Origin of the sequence: Coleofasciculus sp. F4-SAH-05 (assembly GCF_040222985.1) — a bacterium.
In the GTDB taxonomy this organism is placed as follows: Bacteria; Cyanobacteriota; Cyanobacteriia; order Cyanobacteriales; family Coleofasciculaceae; genus Coleofasciculus; species Coleofasciculus chthonoplastes.
Genome location: NZ_JAVKBY010000171.1, coordinates 1 through 18714, shown reverse-complemented (window position 1 = coordinate 18714; position 18714 = coordinate 1). Strand labels below are relative to the sequence as shown.

The window sequence follows — 18714 nt, the reverse complement described above, 5'->3', positions numbered from 1 at the left end:
ACTTAAGGTGAAAACTAATACTGACAAGGTTTTACGCTGTTTCTGTCTACTCCTTGACATTTTCCCCCTCATCCCCTAACCCCTTCTCCCTCCATGGGGAGAAGGGTTGAGCTTAAGTTGACACCAATGTCCCTAAACCCGCCCCTACTCAAAATTAAAAACCCGGTTTCCTTGAACAAAGTGAAGGGTCAACACTTAAAACCCCTTCATCTCTTCTTCAATTAAATCGATAATTTGATCACAACGGAAGTTATTCACCATATCTGTGATAGCTTGGGCGATCGAGGCGTGGGTTGGGGGAATTTGCTCGATAAGTTGGAAAATCCGTTCGTTATCAATCGAATCTGCGGCTTGGTATAATTCATGAATCCACTCCTTGGACATAATTGTCAGGGCTTGAGCCGTTAGGGGTTGATCGGATGCTGGGCTATCACGCTCTAACGCTGTTGATGCAATTGGCTGTTCGTAGACATACTGCACCCCTAAATAGTGGGCTATCTTATTAAAGATTACGTCTTCTCGGAAGGGTTTGCGAACAAAATCGTCACAACCGGCTGAGAGAACCAGCGATCGCTCTTCTTCAAACGCGCTGGCGGTGAGGGCTAAAACCACGGTAGCTTGACCTTTGAGATGCCCTTTGATGTGTTTGGTGGCTTCATATCCATCCATCACAGGCATTCGCATATCCATCCAAATCAGGTGAGGTTCCCAGCTAGTCCAGATTGCGATCGCGTCTTGCCCATTCACCGCTTCTCGCACGGAAAATCCCACGGCGGTTAGCAGTTTTACCAATAATAAGCGACTTTCTAGGCGATCATCCACGACTAGGATACGGTAATTGGGTTGTCCAGGTACCAAGCCGACTACGCGAGGAGTCGCTGACTGGGTTTCTGGCTCAATTCCCTCCACCCGGTTAACGTCAATATCAAAGGTAAAAATAGTGCCTTTGTTCAAGCGACTATTGACCTGAATCTCTCCGCCCATGAGTCGTACAAATTGTTGACTAATCGGCAATCCTAATCCTGTGCCTTCTAGGGATTTGCGCCCCGTTTCAGTTTGCACAAATGCTTCAAATAATGATTCAAGTTCCTCTGGGGCAATACCGGGTCCCGTATCTTCAATTTCAAATCGGAGTTGCGCTTCCTGGCTCCCAGACGTGCCGTGGCACGTCTCTACATTCTCCGCACCTGTGCCCCTTGGCTCCCCTTGCACCTCTTTAACGCGCAAGGTAACCCCTCCCTGGCTGGTAAATTTAATCGCGTTGCTCAGTAAATTAATTAAGACTTGGCGCAGCTTCCCTTCATCGGTTTCCACATAACGGGGCAGGGTTTGCTCATAGTCAAAGACTAACTGCAACCCTTTAGTTTGAGTCGGCAAGTTAAATATTTCTTTGACGGTGCGGAGTAACCCATAGAGGTCAAAACTATAGCCGTTTAGTTTAAGCTGACCTGCTTCTATTTTGGACAATTGCAGCACATTGTTAATTAGGCTGAGTAAATGTTCGCCAGAGCGACAAATAATGCCAATATGATTGCGTTGTTCTTGGGTGAGGGAAGAGTCGCGCCCCAACAACTGAGCAAATCCAATAATGGCATTCAGAGGAGTGCGTAATTCATGACTCATATTGGACAGAAATTGACTTTTGGCACGATTCGCCTGTTCAGCCGTTTCTTTGGCGCGTTGTAAAGCAAATTCCGCCTGCTTGCGATCGCTAATATCTCGCGCTACAACGATCACGGAGATCTCCGAAAGGGGTGAAAATTTAGCACTAAACCATGTTGATGTGCCGTTAAGGGTTAAACTGTACTCTAGATCCTGGGTTTGCTGAGTATTTAGGGTTTGGTGAATGCAATCCAAAAAGGTGTCGGCTTGAGGAGACGGAAAAATGTCATGTAAGGTTTTGCCGATTAAAACATCTGTGGGTTGGTAAAGTAGGTTATGATTAGCTGAACCCACTTTCAGATAGCGTCCTTCGGCGTCTAAGACAAATATTAAGTCACTCATCGCCGCAAAAAGACCCCGTAGTTCAGTCTCTGAGGATTTTAAGGCTTTCTCGACTCGTTTGCGATCGCTAATATCTTGGCTGACGGCGATCAGACAGGGTTGGTTATCTAGGGTAATTTGTTCGGCTGAGAGTAAGGCGGTGCGAATATGCCCCGATTTGGTACGAAATTCAAATTCGTAGTTGCGAATAATCCCTTTGTTTGATATTGCTTTTAACATCCGGTTTCGGTCTTTTTGATTCACCCAGAGATTCAAATCAAGGGCAGTGCGACCGAGAATTTCTGGGGCAGAATAGCCGGTAAACTGGCAAAAGCTATCATTCACATCAATATGACAGCCATCACTCAATCGCGTGATTGTCATGGCACTGGGACTAGAACGGAAGGCACTGGCAAACTTTTCTTCTGATTGATATAATGCCAATTGGGTGCTTTTGCGATCGGTAATATTGCGGGCAACCCAGATAACAGAATTATTGGGTAATGGGGCAATACTGGCGGTAAACCAAACCGTTTGATTTGCACTCTCTAAACTGTAATCAAAATGAATCGGTTCTTGGATTTTGATAACCTGATTAATTTGCTGGAACCAGCTTTTGGTATTGTCACCATTGAGAAACTGTGCAATAGTTTGGTTAGTCAAGTGGATCGATTCTTCAACATCACGAGTGGGTCGAGTTGGTGCAATTTGAATATCATGAGTTTGAGGATTAATAATTAGGATAATATCAGGCATTGCCTCAAATACTGCCCGCATTTTGCCCTCAGAGGTTCGCAATTTTTGCTCCAGTAACTTGCGTTCCTCAATTTCTTGGTGGAGTTGCTGATTTTTGGTTTCTAATTCTTGGGTGCGATCGCAGACTTCTTGTTCTAGGGTTTGGTTATACTCGGTTAAAATTTTCTCGGTACGTTTGCGGGCGGTAATATCTTTGAATACACTAATGCCATAGAGTAGAGTTCCCTGTTCATCATAGATGGGCATTGCCTGCATTTCTAGGGGAATTCGTTGATTCGGGTGACGCACTTCTAAGTCGTCAACGGTTACGGTTTCACAGGCGAGCGATCGCGCGATCGGGAAGCGGTCTAAGGGGTACAATTGATCAGTACCCGCTAAATAGATCTGATAGGTATCACAAAGCTGATTCGTGTGGATAGTCGGATCTAAATCCTGTGCCAAAATCTGCTTGGCTTTTTGATTCATAAAATAAAGCTTACCGCTAGCCTCCACCACCAACACGCCAACCGGAACCGCTTCCAAAAATTGCGCCAGCCGACGTTCGCTTTCACGCACCGCTTCCTCGGCTTGATCATGCAACTGCTCGAAAACCAGATCACCGTGTTCCGTAGATGTCTCTAGTACTATTTTTAAATCAGTATTTTCTTGCTGGAGGCGTACATTTTCGGCTTTAAGTTTATAAATATGTAACTGAGTCTGGATTCGGGCTAAAAGTTCGGCTTGAGTAAAGGGGGCAATTAAATAATCATTCGCCCCGGCTTCTCGGAGTGAGGGTAATTCAGTGATAAGGTTGTGAGTAATTGAGACAATAATCGGTATATCATTTAGCTGTGTCACTTTTTGCAGCTTTTTGATGGGTTCACTGATGTTAACCTCTGAATGATTAACAGCTATCAGGATTAAGTCAGGTAGAGAATCAGGATCGCTATCAATAATAGATAGAGCTTGTTCAAGGTTTTCAGCGTGAATTAGGCTATATTCAGAGCTGGATAAATGCTTGTTAATAGTCTGATAATTATCCGAATAAGCAGCAACAATCAATATCTTTATCGGTTTTAGATTCGGCAAAATATCCATGGTATTTATTAATATTTATGCTCACCACTCGCTGTCTTACTACTGGCGTGGCACACCTAATTTGGTGGATTAAAATTGTAGGGGCGCACCGACGTGCATTGGTATCAACTTAAGATGAAAAGCACGACTGGCAAGCTTTTCACCCTCATCCCCTAACCCCTTCTCCCACCCCCCTCGTTCCCCCCTACGAAGAGGGGGGAGGACAGAGGATGCTTCGCTTTTGTTGCATAGGAGAAGGGGAACCATCACATAAAGACGCTTCCAAAGCATCTCTAGAATACCGTTTCTATATCGCTTCCTTCTTGCTCCCCTCTCCCCTGGTGGGAGAGGGGCTGGGGGTGAGGGGGTTGAGCTTAAGTTGACACGGATGACCGACGTGCGCCCAATTTCACTGTCAAATCTATGCCACCATTTTAGCTGTGTCAGTCCACTACATACACTAAGGAGAAATTACAGGCTGACTCGTAGAATACTTCCGTAACAACTGATTAACCTCTGGATTATACAACCGCAAATAATTCCAATAATTCTCAAACACTGCCTCCACATACCCCTTCGTTTCCCCAAAGGGAATCTGCTCAATGAACGCATCGGGATCAGTTGTATCATACTTCCTGATCCACTTCGCCACATTCCCTGGACCAGCATTGTAACTCGCGACGGCGAATAGAGAATGGTTATTGTATTCTTGGTGAGTGTGATCTAAATACCATGTCCCCAATTTGACATTATCATTGGGATCAGTTAAATCATAGTCCTTGAGCTGAATTTTATCGGCAATCCATTGACCCGTTCCCGGCATCACTTGCATTAACCCCCTGGCTCCTGCTATAGAACCGATTTCCGGTTCAAACCGCGATTCTTGGCGAATTAAACCAATCACCAATAAAGGATTCAGTTGACGTTGACCCGACCAATTGACAACCGAATCAAAAAATGGTAGAGGAAACAGTGTATACCAGTAAGCTGGTTCAGCCCGCAAAGCTTGCCATTGGCGACGTTCTTCCGGGGTTTCGCGCTGACTCAAAAACCAAACTTGATTAATTCCATTGATGTTATCACCAATGCCTAAGCGCATAACGCCATCGGTAAATTGTTCAGCAACTGTGGGTTCCTGGCGATTCTGAAACTCGGCTTGCCAAAGTACCCAACTATCCTGATTTTGTCCTAATAGATGCAATTCTTTTAAGGTATCCGATCCAACCGGAAGTCGCGATCGCGTTTTCGGTAGCACCACCGTCGGATTCACATCCCGCACCGTGGTAAAATCCCCCACATCCCAGCCTAAAAATCGGGCAGACCGCCACGCATAATAAGATTCGGGATACTGTGTCAAAATATGCTCAAACGCGGATGTAGCTTCATCTTGGCGTCCCAGTTGCATTGCCCATCTGCCCACCCAAAACGCGGCTTCCGGGGCGATGGCACTATCGGGACTATCTGTGGTAATCGGTTGCGCCCATTGCCATGCTTCTGCTAAATTCCCCGCTTGGGCTTTCTGGTTTGCCATCTGCCAACGATAGTCTGCGGCTGCATTAGAACTTGGATATTGGGTTAACACCGACTGACGGGCTTGGGTGGCGGATTGAGAACTCCCTAAGGCGTCTAGGATGTTGGCTTTGCTGAGTAAGGCTTCGGGGGCTTCATCGGGGAACTTCGCCACCACTTGATCCAGATAGGGGATTGCCTCTTTAGAGGGGAGAAGACTCGCCAAACGTCGCAATCCTAACCCCGTTTCCTTAGCATCGGGAAAGTTCTGAATCAGTTGTTGATAGGCGGCTTTGGCTTCCGTGCGTTTTCCTTTCAGGTGATACCCGCGCCCCACTCGATAAGCATTTTCGGGTGTGGGTGGGGCTTTGGTGTAGGCTTTGGCAGCTTTAGCATAGTCTCGGGTTTGCCAATAGCCAAAAGCAATAGCCTGCCAGTCTTCGGGCTGTAACCCAGACGCATACTCATCCACCAAGCGATCGCGGATTACTCCATTACTCGGATCATCCGGTGCTGCTTTGGCTAGAAGTAACAGTAAATCCAGTTGCTTGGGATTCTCTTGCAGCTTTTGGCGGACAATATCTAGGGTACCCGGATGAGTCGGAAATTGTGCGATCGCCACTTTCCAATAGTCTGGATTCGATTCACCTAACGCATACAGGGCGTGGGCGGCGACGGGATCACTGGGATAAGTCTCTATAATCTCTTGCCAAGCTTGTTCGGCGTTAGCTGTATCCCCCCCCATCGCGGTGTAGGCTTGAGCGCGTTTGAGGGCAATGTGAGAGGCTAACTGGGGATACTTCGCGTCTAATCCCTCAAGCCATTGAAGTGCCGCCTCTGGCTGCTGTTGTCCAATTAAATCCGATGCCAACAAATAGCGGGCGCGATATTGATCCAGGGATTGACGCCCTGAGGCAATGTCCATCAGTTGTTGTGCCCTAGCTTCGGGGGATAAGGATACCAAGGGTAATACTAGGGATTGAGTATCCTTTTGGGTCAAACCTAGTTCACTTTTCGAGGAGTCAGCCCCCCAGTTTTCCAGAATACCAGTCTGTCGGAGAACGAACCAAGACGAACCACATACGGCAATAAATAGCAATCCCGCCCCGACTGCTACAGGAACTTTGTATTTTTGTACCTTTAGCATGAAACCTCTTTCGCCCAATACTGATAAAATCTACTGTCTCCCATTGTGACGAACGATTCAGCAAATTGGTGGCATTCAGGGGAAGATGGGGGAGTTGTCGGGGCGGGTTTGACAGCTAACGGGAAGGTTTTCACCCTGATATCCCTAAACCCGCCCCGACTAAATGACAAATGACGAATGACGAATGACAAATGACCAATAACCAATGCAATACTAAAGATGAGGTAAAAGATAAGAGACAGAACGAAGGAATGGAAATTCGAGCCACGGATACACCACGGGTAGATTGGACTGGTGATGCCCTAGCACTGGGATTTTTTGAAGATGCTGTGGAGTTAACCGGCGATTTAGCCCAACTTGATCAGAAACTCTCCGGTACGCTGAAGGAACTGATTGAGGAAACCGAGTTTAAAGGAAGCGTTGGCAGTAGTGCTGTAACTCGTGTGGGTGCCGGTAGCTCAGTTCGTAAAGTTATTTTAGTCGGATTGGGGAAATCGGATGCCCTAACCGTAGATAGTTTACGTCGAGTAGCGGCTGCGATCGCGCGGATGGCAAAGCAGCAAAAGAGTAAAACTCTGGGTGTTAGTCTCCCGGCGGCGAATAATGATACCGCACTCAGCGCTCAGGCGATCGCAGAAGGGATTACTCTAGCATTGCATCTGGATAATCGCTTTAAGTCAGAACCCGAAGATAAGGGAGCAAAATTAGAACAGGTTGAATTACTCGGACTTGGTGATGTGCAAGCCGCCATTAACCAAGGGAATGCCATTTGTCAAGGGGTAATCTTAGCACGAGAGTTAGTCGCCGCCCCACCCAATTCTGTCACCCCGATGACGTTGGCACAGACAGCCCAGGATATTGCCTCTGCCTATGGGATGACGCTAGAAGTATTAGAAAAAGACGAATGTGAAAAATTAGGCATGGGCGCGTTTTTGGGTGTAGCCCAAGCCTCAGAAATGCCACCCAAGTTTATTCATCTCACCTATAAACCCGAAGGAACACCACGTCGGAAAGTGGCGATTGTGGGGAAGGGATTAACCTTTGATTCCGGTGGCTTGAACCTGAAAGTCTCAGGTAGCGGTATCGAAACCATGAAAATGGATATGGGAGGGGCGGGTGCTACCTTTGGTGCAGCTAAGGCGATTGGTCAATTAAAGCCAGATGTCGAGGTTCACTTTATTAGTGCGGCAACAGAGAATATGATCAGTGGTCATGCATTGCATCCCGGTGATATCATCACCGCATCCAATGGCAAAACCATAGAAGTGAATAACACCGACGCTGAAGGGCGGCTGACTCTGGCTGATGCGTTGGTGTTTGCCGAAAAGTTGGAGGTAGACGCGATCGTGGATTTAGCCACCCTCACCGGGGCTTGTGTTGTGGCTCTCGGCAATAATATTGGTGGACTTTGGACAACCGATGACACCCTCGCGGCTCAATTCAAAACCGCATCAGAAAAAGCAGGCGAAAAATTCTGGCAGATGCCGATGGAAGAGAAATACTTTGAGGGAATGAAATCACCCATTGCTGACATGAAAAACACCGGTCCTCGTGCAGGGGGTTCAATCACAGCCGCCCTATTTTTAAAGCAGTTTGTGAAAGAGACATCCTGGGCGCATTTAGACATCGCAGGTCCGGTTTGGGCAGATAAAGAAGACGGATGCAGTAATGCTGGAGCGACAGGTTTTCCGGTTCGCACGCTGGTTCACTGGGTTTTGGCATAATACCAAGTTGCAATCAAAGCGGCAATCTGTTAACTAAATTGGATGGATTTGTAGGGGCGCAATGCTTGCCATTGGTGTCAACTTAAGGTAAATAGCTCTTAGATCGGGGGGGGTATGGGCGGGTTTTACAGATAACATGGGATCACCAAACTGATAACTTGAATAAACCCGCCCTTTAAAAGAACCGGGGGAGCAGAAACCCCATAGCTGAAAATTAGAATTGGTAAGGGTTATGGCTTAAGTTGACACGGATGAATGCTTGCGCCCTGATAACCTAGCTTTAGTTAACCCACAAAATGGGGAGTACATAATGATAAACGAAAAAAATCAAGAGAGTATTGAAATCCGTGGGCATTTAGGTCCGATTAAGGCTATAGATGCTCCTCTTACCTTAGAAATATCTCCTCTCACCGTTTTTATTGGACCACAAGGAACAGGTAAATCTCTAGTAAGTCAATTGTTATATTTCTTTCGTGATGCACAGTACTTAATTTCTACTCATTCAAAGCAAGAAGGTCCAGAAATAAGTGTCAGGAAAGTAATCGAAGGTATTCGTTCAGGCGAAAAGAGTGCCCGTTCATTTTCATCTTTTTCATCTTTTGTAATGGACAACAATGTAGATATTCAGTACACAAAACAAGACAGTAATCAAGATAAATATGACTGGACAATTACCTGCTATCAGTCACACCGAACAATCCGACCGAAGCGCGAGTTTAATCAAGCAATTAGATCATGGTTGATAAAAATAGCAGAGAATCCCTCAGCATCAGGAGATATTCAATCAAATGTCCTATTTATTCCAGCCGAGCGATCGTTTTTTTCACGTTTAATTAATTCAGATCCCCAGTCTCTAGGAGGGTCGGAATTACCTATTACAATGCGTGAATTTACGACGTTTCTCTTCAAGTCAGCCAATACTCATCAAAAATGGCAAGAAAGTTCTCAGAGAAAGCCATTAGAAGTGAGTGAAATCGATAAGATAATTACGCATGAATTACGTGGGTATGCCGTTTTTTCTAGAAAGGGACCTTATGCTCGTAGATGGCAATGGATGCCTGAAAATAGTAATCGTCCAATTGAAATAGAAATGGCATCTTCGGGGCAAATGGAAACTTGGCCCATGGTTTCCATTGCTCAAGCAATGTTTGGATGGGAAACATGGCAAAGACCATTATTTATACATATTGAAGAACCAGAAACACACCTCCATCCTTCTGCTCAAGTTGCTATCACTAAACTATTAGCTTACTTATGTAATAAAGGATTTCGGCTTGTCATCACCACTCACTCAATATTTGTCTTGTATGTTTTAAATAATTTGATTTTAGCGGCTCAGAATTTGCCTGAACAAAATTTTGAAAATATTCCCAACTCTTCATTTAGGCTCCCATCCAATCAGTTGTCAGCCTATTTATTTTCAGAGGGGACTGCTGTTTCAATTCGCGATCAAGAATCTGGGCAATTGGATGAAAGTAAGCTGTCCAGTGTATTGGGCAATCTTGAGATGCAGTATAACCAAATTCAAGCTTATGACATTTTGTGGAGATAGCGTGTAATGCCTTTGGATTGTACAGGTGAGAGCTTACCGGACATTCCCGAAATTGAATCTCAAGAAAATCCCAAATCTTTGGATGACTTTTGCTTGATTTTGAATACGAATGATCAAGTTATCTTTATTAGTAACTCTACATCATTAGAAGCAGTGTATATAAATCCAAGTTCCTACAAAATAATTGGAGTGCTCATTGCTCCGGCTAATACAAGAAGCTTTAGTCGTGGGGAACTTAACCCTATAGTTGCAATTAACTCTCACAAAGTATTAATCAGAACCTTACCCAAGAATGCGTTGTCTGATTGCAAAATAACATGGACGGATTTGCTCCAGAGGATAGGTTTACCTCCCAACTATAGAGCAGGTACATCAAATCCTGAGTTTGATATTCCTGTCACTCATACTCCGTCATAAAATTTCTGGCAAATTTTACTTTTAAATAGTAGTTTAATTGTATCAGCGTTAATCTGACGTTACCTCTGGTTCATACTCGTGACAGCCTTCGCAGGAACCGAGAGGGTTTACAGCACAAAGCAAGAATGCTGAATTTGCATAATATCGACAGGTATGCTTTTTATCGACCGTGTTTGATAATTGCCTCATGCGTTGCTCATGAAAATCAATCAAGCGTTTAATCTGAGCATGGGATTTCAGCCGCATGCGTTTAAATCCAATTGTTGTCATCGCTAACTTCACCAAGGACAGTTGTGGGGTCTATTTGCTTAATTTTCTATAGACAACAGTATAATAATCCCTAATTATGCCATAAAATATCTACCCAATTGCACAGATACAATGGGTAACCAGATGCATTAATCAAAATTTGCACCTTGCCCTGGCGAATAGTTCAGTCTATTTGAAAATATATCCTCAGAAATGTTAACAAGCCTCAAATCCTTACTGTTGCCTGTTGCCTGTTTCCTCATCTCAACTGTCAACTTTAATGAAAGTTCGACTACTTCTGTCTGATCAATTTTCCATCTGGCACAAGAACGAAACAAGGGAAAAAGCCGCGTCTCCTGAGAAACGCAGCTATTGATTTTAAAGACTCGGTGCGGTAGAATTCCCCTACTAATTAGTTCTAATCAAACTAAATTGGCAAGCAAGATATAGCAACTGCCATAGCTGTTAGGACACATCATTTATGTAGAGACGTTGCATGCAACGTCTCTACTTTCCCTTCTCTAAGCTGTCATGCATTTAAATTGGGTATTAGTAGCGAGCAAGATGCAAAGCCTGCGGCATGGCTTCGCTTAACGCACTACAAGGATTTCGTCATTATTGACATTAAGGTTTAAATGCCGAACAGCTTAGGGCGCGACTACATCGGCAACGGTTAACGCATTCAAGTTATCGAGATTAATTCCCGAAATACTATCAAGCGTTTGTCCGCCAAATTCACCGTACATTCTAGCCAATGCCCCGGTTAAGCCAGCATTGTAGTCCATCGCCACTTCATTGCGGATGAAGTCAGTGCGGTCATCGACATAATCAAAATCATTAGCTGAAGCTGGACCTCCAACAAGTGCCCCGTAGAGGGTGTGTAGATTATTGCGAGAATCACTGATATTTGTCACTCCAGAAGCCGCACGATGGTGGGGATTGAGTGCATAGTCCTCACCAAAACCCACCATATAGCTGAAGTCGCGGGGATTATCGCCTAAGATGTAGTCAATTTGCCCTTCAGCAAACTCCGAGTATTGACCATTGGGGTCATTCACCGTATCCGCGTAGACGCCAGCCAGGAATGAGGTATTGGCGCTGTAGCGCAGAGAACCCCACTGACTCAGCCATGCAAGTCCACCATCGGTATAGGTTGGGGTGCTACCGCCGGGAAGCCAGGAATCTAACCAGCCTTCCACATCACTCTTATACTCAGATTTGCCCGTTTCCTGAGCTAACAAGATAGCCGCGCCATAAGACTTGTCATCCCACGATTGCGTCCACCCTGGACCAATTCCTTGGTATAAACTTTCGGCTTTGTTGAGATACGTCGTATCCGTACTACCCGCCGCCTCCGTTGCTTTGTGCAGCCAAGTCGCGCCCCAAACTAGCTCGTCTTGGAAGCCGCTGAAGGAATTGTAGAATTGACCCGCATCTGGAATCGCGTCGGTATATGTGCCGCGATATTGGTCAGCAAAATCGTAGAGTTGTTCGGCGTTCTGTAGCAGGGTATCCGCGTAGGCTTCGTCTACCCCTCGGAAGACAATCGAAGCCGCCGCCAGAGACGCCGCCGCTTCCCCAGCTAAATCAGACCCAGGATTCTGAGGGTCAATTTTAAAGGCGGGTCTTTCCATGGTCATGTCTTCCGGAGCGCCCCAGAAAGCGTGGTCAATGTTACCGTCTCCCACCTGTCCGTAAAACGCTTGGGTGCTTTGACCATCGGTGACATGAGCTTTGAGGATGTAATCAGTCCCCCACTTAATCGAATCCAGAATCTCTTCAAATTGTCCACTTTGCTGATAAGCCTCCTGGTATTCAACCGCACCCCAACCCAGCATCGTTAGGGAAGCGGCGCCTGGTAAGCCAAACTTAACGTGGTCTCCCGCGTCGTAGTAACCGCCCCTCAGGTCAAGTCCTACATCTGAGCCATCGTTTAGAGCCGAATCACCGCGCCAAGGGAGAGGATTGTGGTCGGGTAAGTCGCCAGAACGTTGAGCATAGTAGAAGAGGATAGACTTTTGCAGCGCTTCCCCATAATTAAAATCCCCTTGCTGAGGAGGGGGTTGGGAGGAATCGTCGTTCGTAATCGTTCCCACCCCTTGAGAGTCGCCAATCGTGGCGTTGGTGGCTTGGGTGAGGTTGACCTTAAAGGTTTCATTACCCTCTACCGTTGTGTCACCCAAGATGGGTACGGTAAATGTCTTACTGGTTTGCCCAGGGTTGAAACTTAATGTACCGGACTTAGCGGTATAGTCAGACCCGGCAATAGCTGTATCATTCGCCGTGGCGTAGCTAACACCAACAGTCTGAGTACTCGCGGCTGAGAGGTTGACAGTAAACGTCGCATTTTTAGTGCCACTATCCCCTTCGGTGATGCTGACATCATTAATTGATAACTGGGGCAGGACTGGGGCAGAATCATCATTATCGATAATTGTGCCAACTCCTTGAGAATCGCTAATTGTCGCGTTATTGGCTTGGGACAGGTTCACCTTAAAGGTTTCATTTGCCTCATCCAGGGTGTCACCGATAATCGGTACAGTGAACGTTTTACTGGTCTGCCCAGGGGTGAAACTCAGTGTACCGGATTTAGCGGTATAGTCAGACCCAGCAATGGCGGTGTCATTCGCCGTGGCATAATTAACGCTGACGGTTTGATTACTCGCGGCTGAGAGGTCAACGGTAAATGTCGCGTTTTTAGTGCCGCTATTACCTTCGGTGATGCTGACATTATTAATCGAAAGGGTTGGTGGTGTGGGTGAACTGGTACTGGGGACAATATCAATGTAGTTAACATTGAACGAGTCGGAGAGCATATCCAGACGCAATTGCTGACTCCCTGCGGAGAGGTTTACCCCTTGAGCTGTCACATTTTGCCAAGATTGCCAGCCACCCGTTCCGCCAAAGGTCAAGGTTTCGCTTTGATTTCCTACGGAAACCTTTAAGCTGCGCGTACCTTGCCGCGCTGAGGCAACACGAGCGACAATGTCGTAGGCTCCGGCTTCAGGAATGTTGACATTATAGGTTAGCCATTCTCCTTGCTGAATCCAGCCCACATTGTAGCCGCCACCTATATCTGTGGTGGCTTGGATATCAACATTATCAGAGCGATACGTCCCCCCTGCATTGCCTGAGCTTTTATCGAAGAAATTGACATAGTTTTCCGCTTGAACTCGGATGGGGGTATTAGCGGGGGGAGTGCTAGAGTCATCATTGCTAATCGTACCCACTCCCTGAGCATCTGCAATGGTGGCGTTGCTGGGACTAGAGAGATTTAGTTTGAAGGTTTCATTGCTCTCGACTGTCGTGTCCCCAGTTACAGGTACACTGATGATTTTCGAGGTTTCTCCCGCCGCAAAGGTAAGCGTACCCGATTTAGCGGTGTAGTCAGACCCCGCCGTGGCTGTACCATTGTCAGTCCCGTACTCAACGGTCACCTCTTGGTCACTGGCTTCGGACAGGTTAACGACAAACTCAGCCGCAACCGTACCACTGTCACCTTCAGTAACCGTTACATTATCAACAGAAAGCGTCGGTATGGATGGAGACGTGCCAATGGATTCTTGATTGAGACTATAACCTGTTGGTTCAATACTCTCGCCGCTACCGTTGAAACCGATAGAGACTGTACCGTCAGCCGCTAGCGTGCCGTTATAACTGAGGTTGCGAACTGTATAACGGTTGCCCTCTTGACTAACAATTTCCGCACCCCAGATATTAGTAATTTGAAAGGGAGCGTCAAACTCCAGAGTCCAACCATTTACATTGCTGGAACTATTGTTGGCAATTGAAAGATTCGCGGTAAAGCCACTTCCCCAATCGTTGGCAACATCAAAATCTACAGCAAAAGGCATTCTTTTACTCCTATTAGTTAGTTCATTAAGCAAGAACAAATCACTGGTTTTGTTCTCAGAGCAGGAATTGGCGGCTACAATAATGTTTGCTCGGACATTGTTTGTGGTGCTAAGCTGTCACGCATTTAAATTGGGAATGGGTAGCGAGCAAGATGCTCGCACTACAAGGATTTTGCAATTCTTGACATTATGGTTTAAATGCCGAGCCGCTTATTCGCAGGTACCACTAATAGCTATTCTGGCAATTAGAATATGAAGTGTCATCATTTTTTGATAAAGTTATATTAAAGATTGATAAAAGGAAAATAAAAGCAATATTTGGGTTTAAAAATAAAAATAAATATATTTTTTGTTCTGAAAAATATATTTATTATTGGGTTCATTCTTTTTTATCTACTTACCTATTTACGTTCAGGATGGGTTGTTGCTGGGGATGCAGCCGCCATTTGACTAATTCGAGCGATCAGTTGATAGAGACGTCCAGAATCTTTGCGGTTAAAGTAAAAAATTAAGCGGGGCAGATCTGCCGTTTCATCCGGAAGTTCTTCCGGCAAAGCCTTAATTTTGTCAATCTGACCCTTGACGATGATATCGCTAAACTCAGCATTAAGCTGTTCAACCTCAGCATCAGACAACTCTGATTTAAGTCGCATCACTTTCTTGTCATTCGTCATTCGTCATTCGTCATTCGTCTTATGTTTGCTCCCCTATCTTCCCTATCTCCCCCATCTTGCCCAGCTTTTCAACACCTCTACACTAAGACTCAACATCCCGATAAACATAAATATCTCGCTCCCGCCCTACAGCAAATCTGAGGGAATGAGATAACGTTTTGCTCGATTGGGTGATGAAAATAATCACAGCTAAGACAATCAAACCCGCTGCGCCCAGAAAAATGCTGGGATAGCCCAGAGATTCAGCCATCGTACCCCAAAAAGGTCCTGCGATCGCAATCCCTAAATCAAACCCCGCAATACAAGCCGAGAACACGCGCCCACGTTCATGGGCACCGGAGCGATCGGAAATTAAGGCGATCATCAAGGGTAATAAAATCCCCGCCCCTGATCCTTGAATAAAACCAATCACCAAAAAGGCTTGTGGGGTTTTCGCTTGAGAAAACAGGGTTAAGGCGAGTCCATAGCCAATCAGACTCCCGGTAATAAACACGCCTCGCCCATACCGATCAGACGCCCGCCCCGCGATTAAACGCATCCCGAAACTCCCAATCGCCACCGCCGTGAAAAACCAGCCCGGATTTAAATCGACATTTGTGGCTCGGATATACAACGCCGCAAATGTACTCACCCCACCAAACGCCAACCCAGCCAAAAGCAACACCACAGCCGGAATTCGCAGCCGGGGACTTCCCAATAGCTGCCAGAATCCTTTGAACGTCAGTTTAGCGGTTTTCTGTTTGGCTCCCTGGATTCGCTCAGGTTCCCTCACCTGGCTAGCACAAACAAATGCTAATAAACCCAGTCCCCCAGAAAATAGAAAAAATGCGGTGTAACCCGCTTGAGCCTCCAGCAATCCTCCCAAGGCAGGACCTAATCCCATACCCAAGGGCGTTACCAGACTCATATAGCCAATTAACTCTCCTCGTTGACCCACGGGTGATAAATCGGTCACCAAGGCGATATAGCCTGTCGTAAATGCCGCTAAACCAATCCCGTGAAAGACCCGGATTGCCATTAACCAGGCAATCGAATCCGCAAACAAATACCCTAAGGGTGCGATCGCCACCACAATCGTACCAATCAGGATCACCAGTTTACGGCTATGTTGATCGGCTAAATATCCTAAACGTTGGCGAAACATCAACAACCCGATCGCAAAGCCGCCCATCACCATCCCGACTTGCTGCGTTGTTCCCCCCATGTCTTCAATGTAAGGGGGTAATGCTGGTAGCATCGAAGCTAAACTTGACCAAAACAGAAGACCCGCCGCGAATAGAGCGAGTAGGTTCCTGCGTTGTTGCGCTTCCATGGTTATGAAGATTTTCATCTTGAGTCATCCTGGTTCTATTTACTATTCTTAACATTTAAAGATTAAGCAAATATTAAAAAAGCAAAATTTGGTTTAAATCTTTGCCATAATTTAATCATGTAAATTTAATTTAAGTGGTTACGTTCAATTCTTTTTTGTCATAAAATCAGTTACAAAATGCAGATAAAACAAGAAATCTATTGTCCGAATTGTGGGAGTAAAGCTCAACGAGAATACTGTTTTAAAACGAATCTCTCTAATACTCAATGTCCAGCGTGTGATTACTTGATGATCAACTGCTTCCGCACGGGTAAAGTGTTAGAAGCTTATGCACCAGGACTTTATGCTCATCGTTAAAACCTTATTCGGTTAGAACATATCCACCGATTCAGAGTAGGGACACGACATGTCGTGTCCCTACTGTTGTTTATAAGCTGTACCTCATCAACTTGAAATCTGCTGTATCTGCTAAATTTCGGCAAATTCTCAATATCTCTCTAATTTACGCTGTCTGAGTGCTGTTGGCTGGACTTGACAGTTGTAGAAAAATCTGACTATACTGCTTATAGTACATTTGTACTAATATAGGCTAGGCGATCGCGAGTCCAGTGAACCCCCTTAGACACCCAGATCACACCCGATCCCAATCCTGAGAGGCTAACTTAGGGAACATGCGATCGCGGATTGATGTAAGTTATTGAGAATAAGGAGACCAATTGTGGTTGCAACCAAAGACAGCAAAGACCAAATTTTTCAAGCCTTTGAGCAAATCCTGAACCAACGCAAAACCATTGACTCCAAAATCGCTACCAAGGAAGAAGAAGCTGAAAAACAGAAAAATCAACAGGTTCTAGACGTCGCCTCAACCTACACCGTCGATAGTATTGTCAAAGGATTAGCAGATTTACAATTATACTTTGGCACAATTATTAATCAACTCTCGGAAAAATTAACCACTGAATCAGCAAAAGGGGATCAACTCAAGTTAGCCATTCAGGTAGAAACGCAGCAACTACAATACTTACAACAAATTCGCGTCGTCGCTGATGCTTTGCATATTCTCACCCAAGAACATCAAGAAAACCTGAAACGTCTTGAACAAACCACCACAGAACAGCATCAGTCAATTGAGAAAGATAAAGCAGATAAGCACAAATCCTGGTTAAAAGAACAGGCGGAATTTGAGCAAAAGGTTCAGGAAGACGCTGAATCCTTAGCCAAAGAGCGACAACAGCAAGAATCTGACTATACTTACCAAATACAACGTCAGCGCAAAATTGAGGCTGATGAATATGAAACCTTAAAACGTAACCAAGAACGAGAACTGCGCGAAGCCAATCAAGAAAAAGAAAAACATTGGTCAGAACGGGAAAAAATCCTGCAAGAACGTCAGCCTCTAGTGAAAGACTATCAGCAAAAAGTTGATAACTTCCCCAAAGACTTAGATGAATCGGTGAAAAAAGCCAGGGAAGAGGCGATTAAAGAGGTTCACCAAGACGCCAAAGTTAAAGCGGAGTTACTGGATAAAGAATGGGAAGCCAGCCAGCAAAGTTATGAGTTCAAAGTTCAATCCCTAGAAGAAACAATTCAAAAGCAGACTGAACAAATTAATCAACTCTATGCTCAATTGCAGGATAGCCTCAAGCAGTCTCAGGCGTTGGCAATGAGGGCTTTTGATAGTTCGACAAACGTTAATAATGCTCCCAAAAGCAAAGCCTAGATCCGTTCTGTAGGGGCGGGTTTTATCGATAACGTTGTGGACAAAACCGATAACTTAACTAAACCCGCCCATCTAGGGTAAGCCGGGTTGTAGGGGCGGGTTTCACCAATAACGTTGTGGACAAAACCGATAACGTAACTAAACCCGCCCTAACCCAACCATTAACTGATCATCCATCACGATTCAGAATATCCCAGGTAAGAATTATGGCAAGCAAACCCAATAGCAAAAACACCAAAGCTGAAATTCTCGAATCTTATGAAGAATTATGGAAAGAGCGGAAAGAGTTAGAAGGTAAACTAAAACAACTTCAGAAAGAGGTAAAAAATAACGGCGCATCCCAAAATGATCAACAGTCTGGAATCGTGAGCAAAAAGCTGTCCGCCGCTTCTGATAAAATGACAGCAACAATGGATTGCCTGGTTGAGCTGCACGTTGGATTTGGTGGTGCGGTGAGTGAGTTATCGGAAAAACTCACAACTGAAGCCGCAAGTTTACAAGACTTGCGCCAAGCGGTTGCCGAAGAAACACAACAGCTTGAAGCCTTATATGATTTAGATGAAATTGAAGAAGATACGCTGGATGAGTTAATTGAAACTTACGAAGAAAACTCAAAAACCTGGTTCTTCAGTACTTATTATGCTAAATTGTTAGTTAAAATATTCAAAGCCTTTATATAACAAAAGGTTTGGGCGTTATCTGGATGTTTTTCTCAATTTTGAATAGCTGAGGCGCTACAATTATTATGGGGCTTGGTTTTT

General features: G+C 45.3%; 12 protein-coding genes and 1 pseudogene. 6 read left to right on the top strand and 7 right to left on the bottom strand.

Translation table 11 applies throughout. The features are described from left to right. Positions 1–195: 195 nt before the first annotated feature. From RIG27_RS20605 to RIG27_RS20595, 3 genes are all read right to left on the bottom strand, one after another. A complete protein-coding gene (locus tag RIG27_RS20605) occupies positions 196–3816 on the bottom strand; it encodes a PAS domain S-box protein (RefSeq protein ID WP_446348232.1) in 3621 nt (1206 codons plus the stop codon). Positions 3817–4255: 439 nt separating this feature from the next. Further along, positions 4256–6451 carry a lytic transglycosylase domain-containing protein gene (locus tag RIG27_RS20600; protein ID WP_446348230.1) on the bottom strand — a complete coding sequence of 732 codons (2196 nt, stop codon included), beginning with the start codon at positions 6449–6451 and terminating at the stop codon, positions 4256–4258. Beyond that, the gene (locus RIG27_RS20595; RefSeq protein WP_446348228.1) at positions 6445–6657 is read right to left on the bottom strand and encodes a hypothetical protein; all 213 of its coding nucleotides are present in this window, start codon (positions 6655–6657) and stop codon (positions 6445–6447) included. Before RIG27_RS20595 ends, RIG27_RS20600 begins: the two co-directional genes overlap by 7 nt. A 45-nt stretch (positions 6658–6702) precedes the next feature. Here RIG27_RS20595 and RIG27_RS20590 point away from each other — a divergent pair, with 45 nt between their 5' ends. From RIG27_RS20590 to RIG27_RS20580, 3 genes are all read left to right on the top strand, one after another. Continuing rightward, entirely contained in the window at positions 6703–8175 is a 1473-nt protein-coding gene (locus RIG27_RS20590; protein ID WP_446348248.1) for a leucyl aminopeptidase, read from the top strand. Positions 8176–8485: 310 nt separating this feature from the next. Beyond that, entirely contained in the window at positions 8486–9727 is a 1242-nt protein-coding gene (locus tag RIG27_RS20585; protein ID WP_446348227.1) for an AAA family ATPase, read from the top strand. 6 nt (positions 9728–9733) lie between these two features. Next, on the top strand, positions 9734–10144 hold the full coding sequence (locus RIG27_RS20580; protein ID WP_446341894.1) for a hypothetical protein: 411 nt from the start codon (positions 9734–9736) through the stop codon (positions 10142–10144). Positions 10145–10192: 48 nt separating this feature from the next. On the opposite strand, the gene RIG27_RS20575 is transcribed toward RIG27_RS20580, so the two are convergent. The 4 genes and pseudogenes from RIG27_RS20575 to RIG27_RS20560 form a co-directional block, all read right to left on the bottom strand. Further along, the gene (locus tag RIG27_RS20575; protein WP_446348246.1) at positions 10193–10390 is read right to left on the bottom strand and encodes a DUF6464 family protein; all 198 of its coding nucleotides are present in this window, start codon (positions 10388–10390) and stop codon (positions 10193–10195) included. 650 nt (positions 10391–11040) lie between these two features. Further along, a complete protein-coding gene (locus tag RIG27_RS20570; protein WP_446348225.1) occupies positions 11041–14247 on the bottom strand; it encodes a glycoside hydrolase family 9 protein in 3207 nt (1068 codons plus the stop codon). A 401-nt stretch (positions 14248–14648) separates the two neighbouring features. Beyond that, positions 14649–14909, bottom strand: a pseudogene (locus RIG27_RS20565) (cytochrome D ubiquinol oxidase subunit II); the annotation flags it as partial. A gap of 94 nt (positions 14910–15003) precedes the next feature. Beyond that, on the bottom strand, positions 15004–16251 hold the full coding sequence (locus RIG27_RS20560; RefSeq protein WP_446348223.1) for an MFS transporter: 1248 nt from the start codon (positions 16249–16251) through the stop codon (positions 15004–15006). Between the two features lie 159 nt (positions 16252–16410). Here RIG27_RS20560 and RIG27_RS20555 point away from each other — a divergent pair, with 159 nt between their 5' ends. From RIG27_RS20555 to RIG27_RS20545, 3 genes are all read left to right on the top strand, one after another. Next, the gene (locus RIG27_RS20555) at positions 16411–16590 is read left to right on the top strand and encodes a replication restart DNA helicase PriA (RefSeq protein ID WP_446348221.1); all 180 of its coding nucleotides are present in this window, start codon (positions 16411–16413) and stop codon (positions 16588–16590) included. Between the two features lie 361 nt (positions 16591–16951). Further along, a complete protein-coding gene (locus RIG27_RS20550) occupies positions 16952–17953 on the top strand; it encodes a hypothetical protein (protein WP_446348219.1) in 1002 nt (333 codons plus the stop codon). Between the two features lie 206 nt (positions 17954–18159). Continuing rightward, positions 18160–18633, top strand: coding sequence for a hypothetical protein (locus tag RIG27_RS20545; protein WP_446348217.1), 474 nt, complete (start codon positions 18160–18162; stop codon positions 18631–18633). The last annotated feature ends 81 nt before the right edge of the window (positions 18634–18714 follow it).

Bases quoted from the DNA above. Each gene is read 5' to 3' on its own strand.
- RIG27_RS20580 (WP_446341894.1), top strand. From the start codon at position 9,734: ATGCCTTTGGATTGTACAGGTGAGAGCTTACCGGACATTCCCGAAATT.
- RIG27_RS20575 (WP_446348246.1), bottom strand. From the start codon at position 10,390: ATGCGGCTGAAATCCCATGCTCAGATTAAACGCTTGATTGATTTTCAT.
- RIG27_RS20545 (WP_446348217.1), top strand. From the start codon at position 18,160: ATGGCAAGCAAACCCAATAGCAAAAACACCAAAGCTGAAATTCTCGAA.
- RIG27_RS20570 (WP_446348225.1), bottom strand. From the start codon at position 14,247: ATGCCTTTTGCTGTAGATTTTGATGTTGCCAACGATTGGGGAAGTGGC.
- RIG27_RS20585 (WP_446348227.1), top strand. From the start codon at position 8,486: ATGATAAACGAAAAAAATCAAGAGAGTATTGAAATCCGTGGGCATTTA.
- RIG27_RS20590 (WP_446348248.1), top strand. From the start codon at position 6,703: ATGGAAATTCGAGCCACGGATACACCACGGGTAGATTGGACTGGTGAT.
- RIG27_RS20605 (WP_446348232.1), bottom strand. From the start codon at position 3,816: ATGGATATTTTGCCGAATCTAAAACCGATAAAGATATTGATTGTTGCT.
- RIG27_RS20560 (WP_446348223.1), bottom strand. From the start codon at position 16,251: ATGAAAATCTTCATAACCATGGAAGCGCAACAACGCAGGAACCTACTC.
- RIG27_RS20600 (WP_446348230.1), bottom strand. From the start codon at position 6,451: ATGCTAAAGGTACAAAAATACAAAGTTCCTGTAGCAGTCGGGGCGGGA.
- RIG27_RS20555 (WP_446348221.1), top strand. From the start codon at position 16,411: ATGCAGATAAAACAAGAAATCTATTGTCCGAATTGTGGGAGTAAAGCT.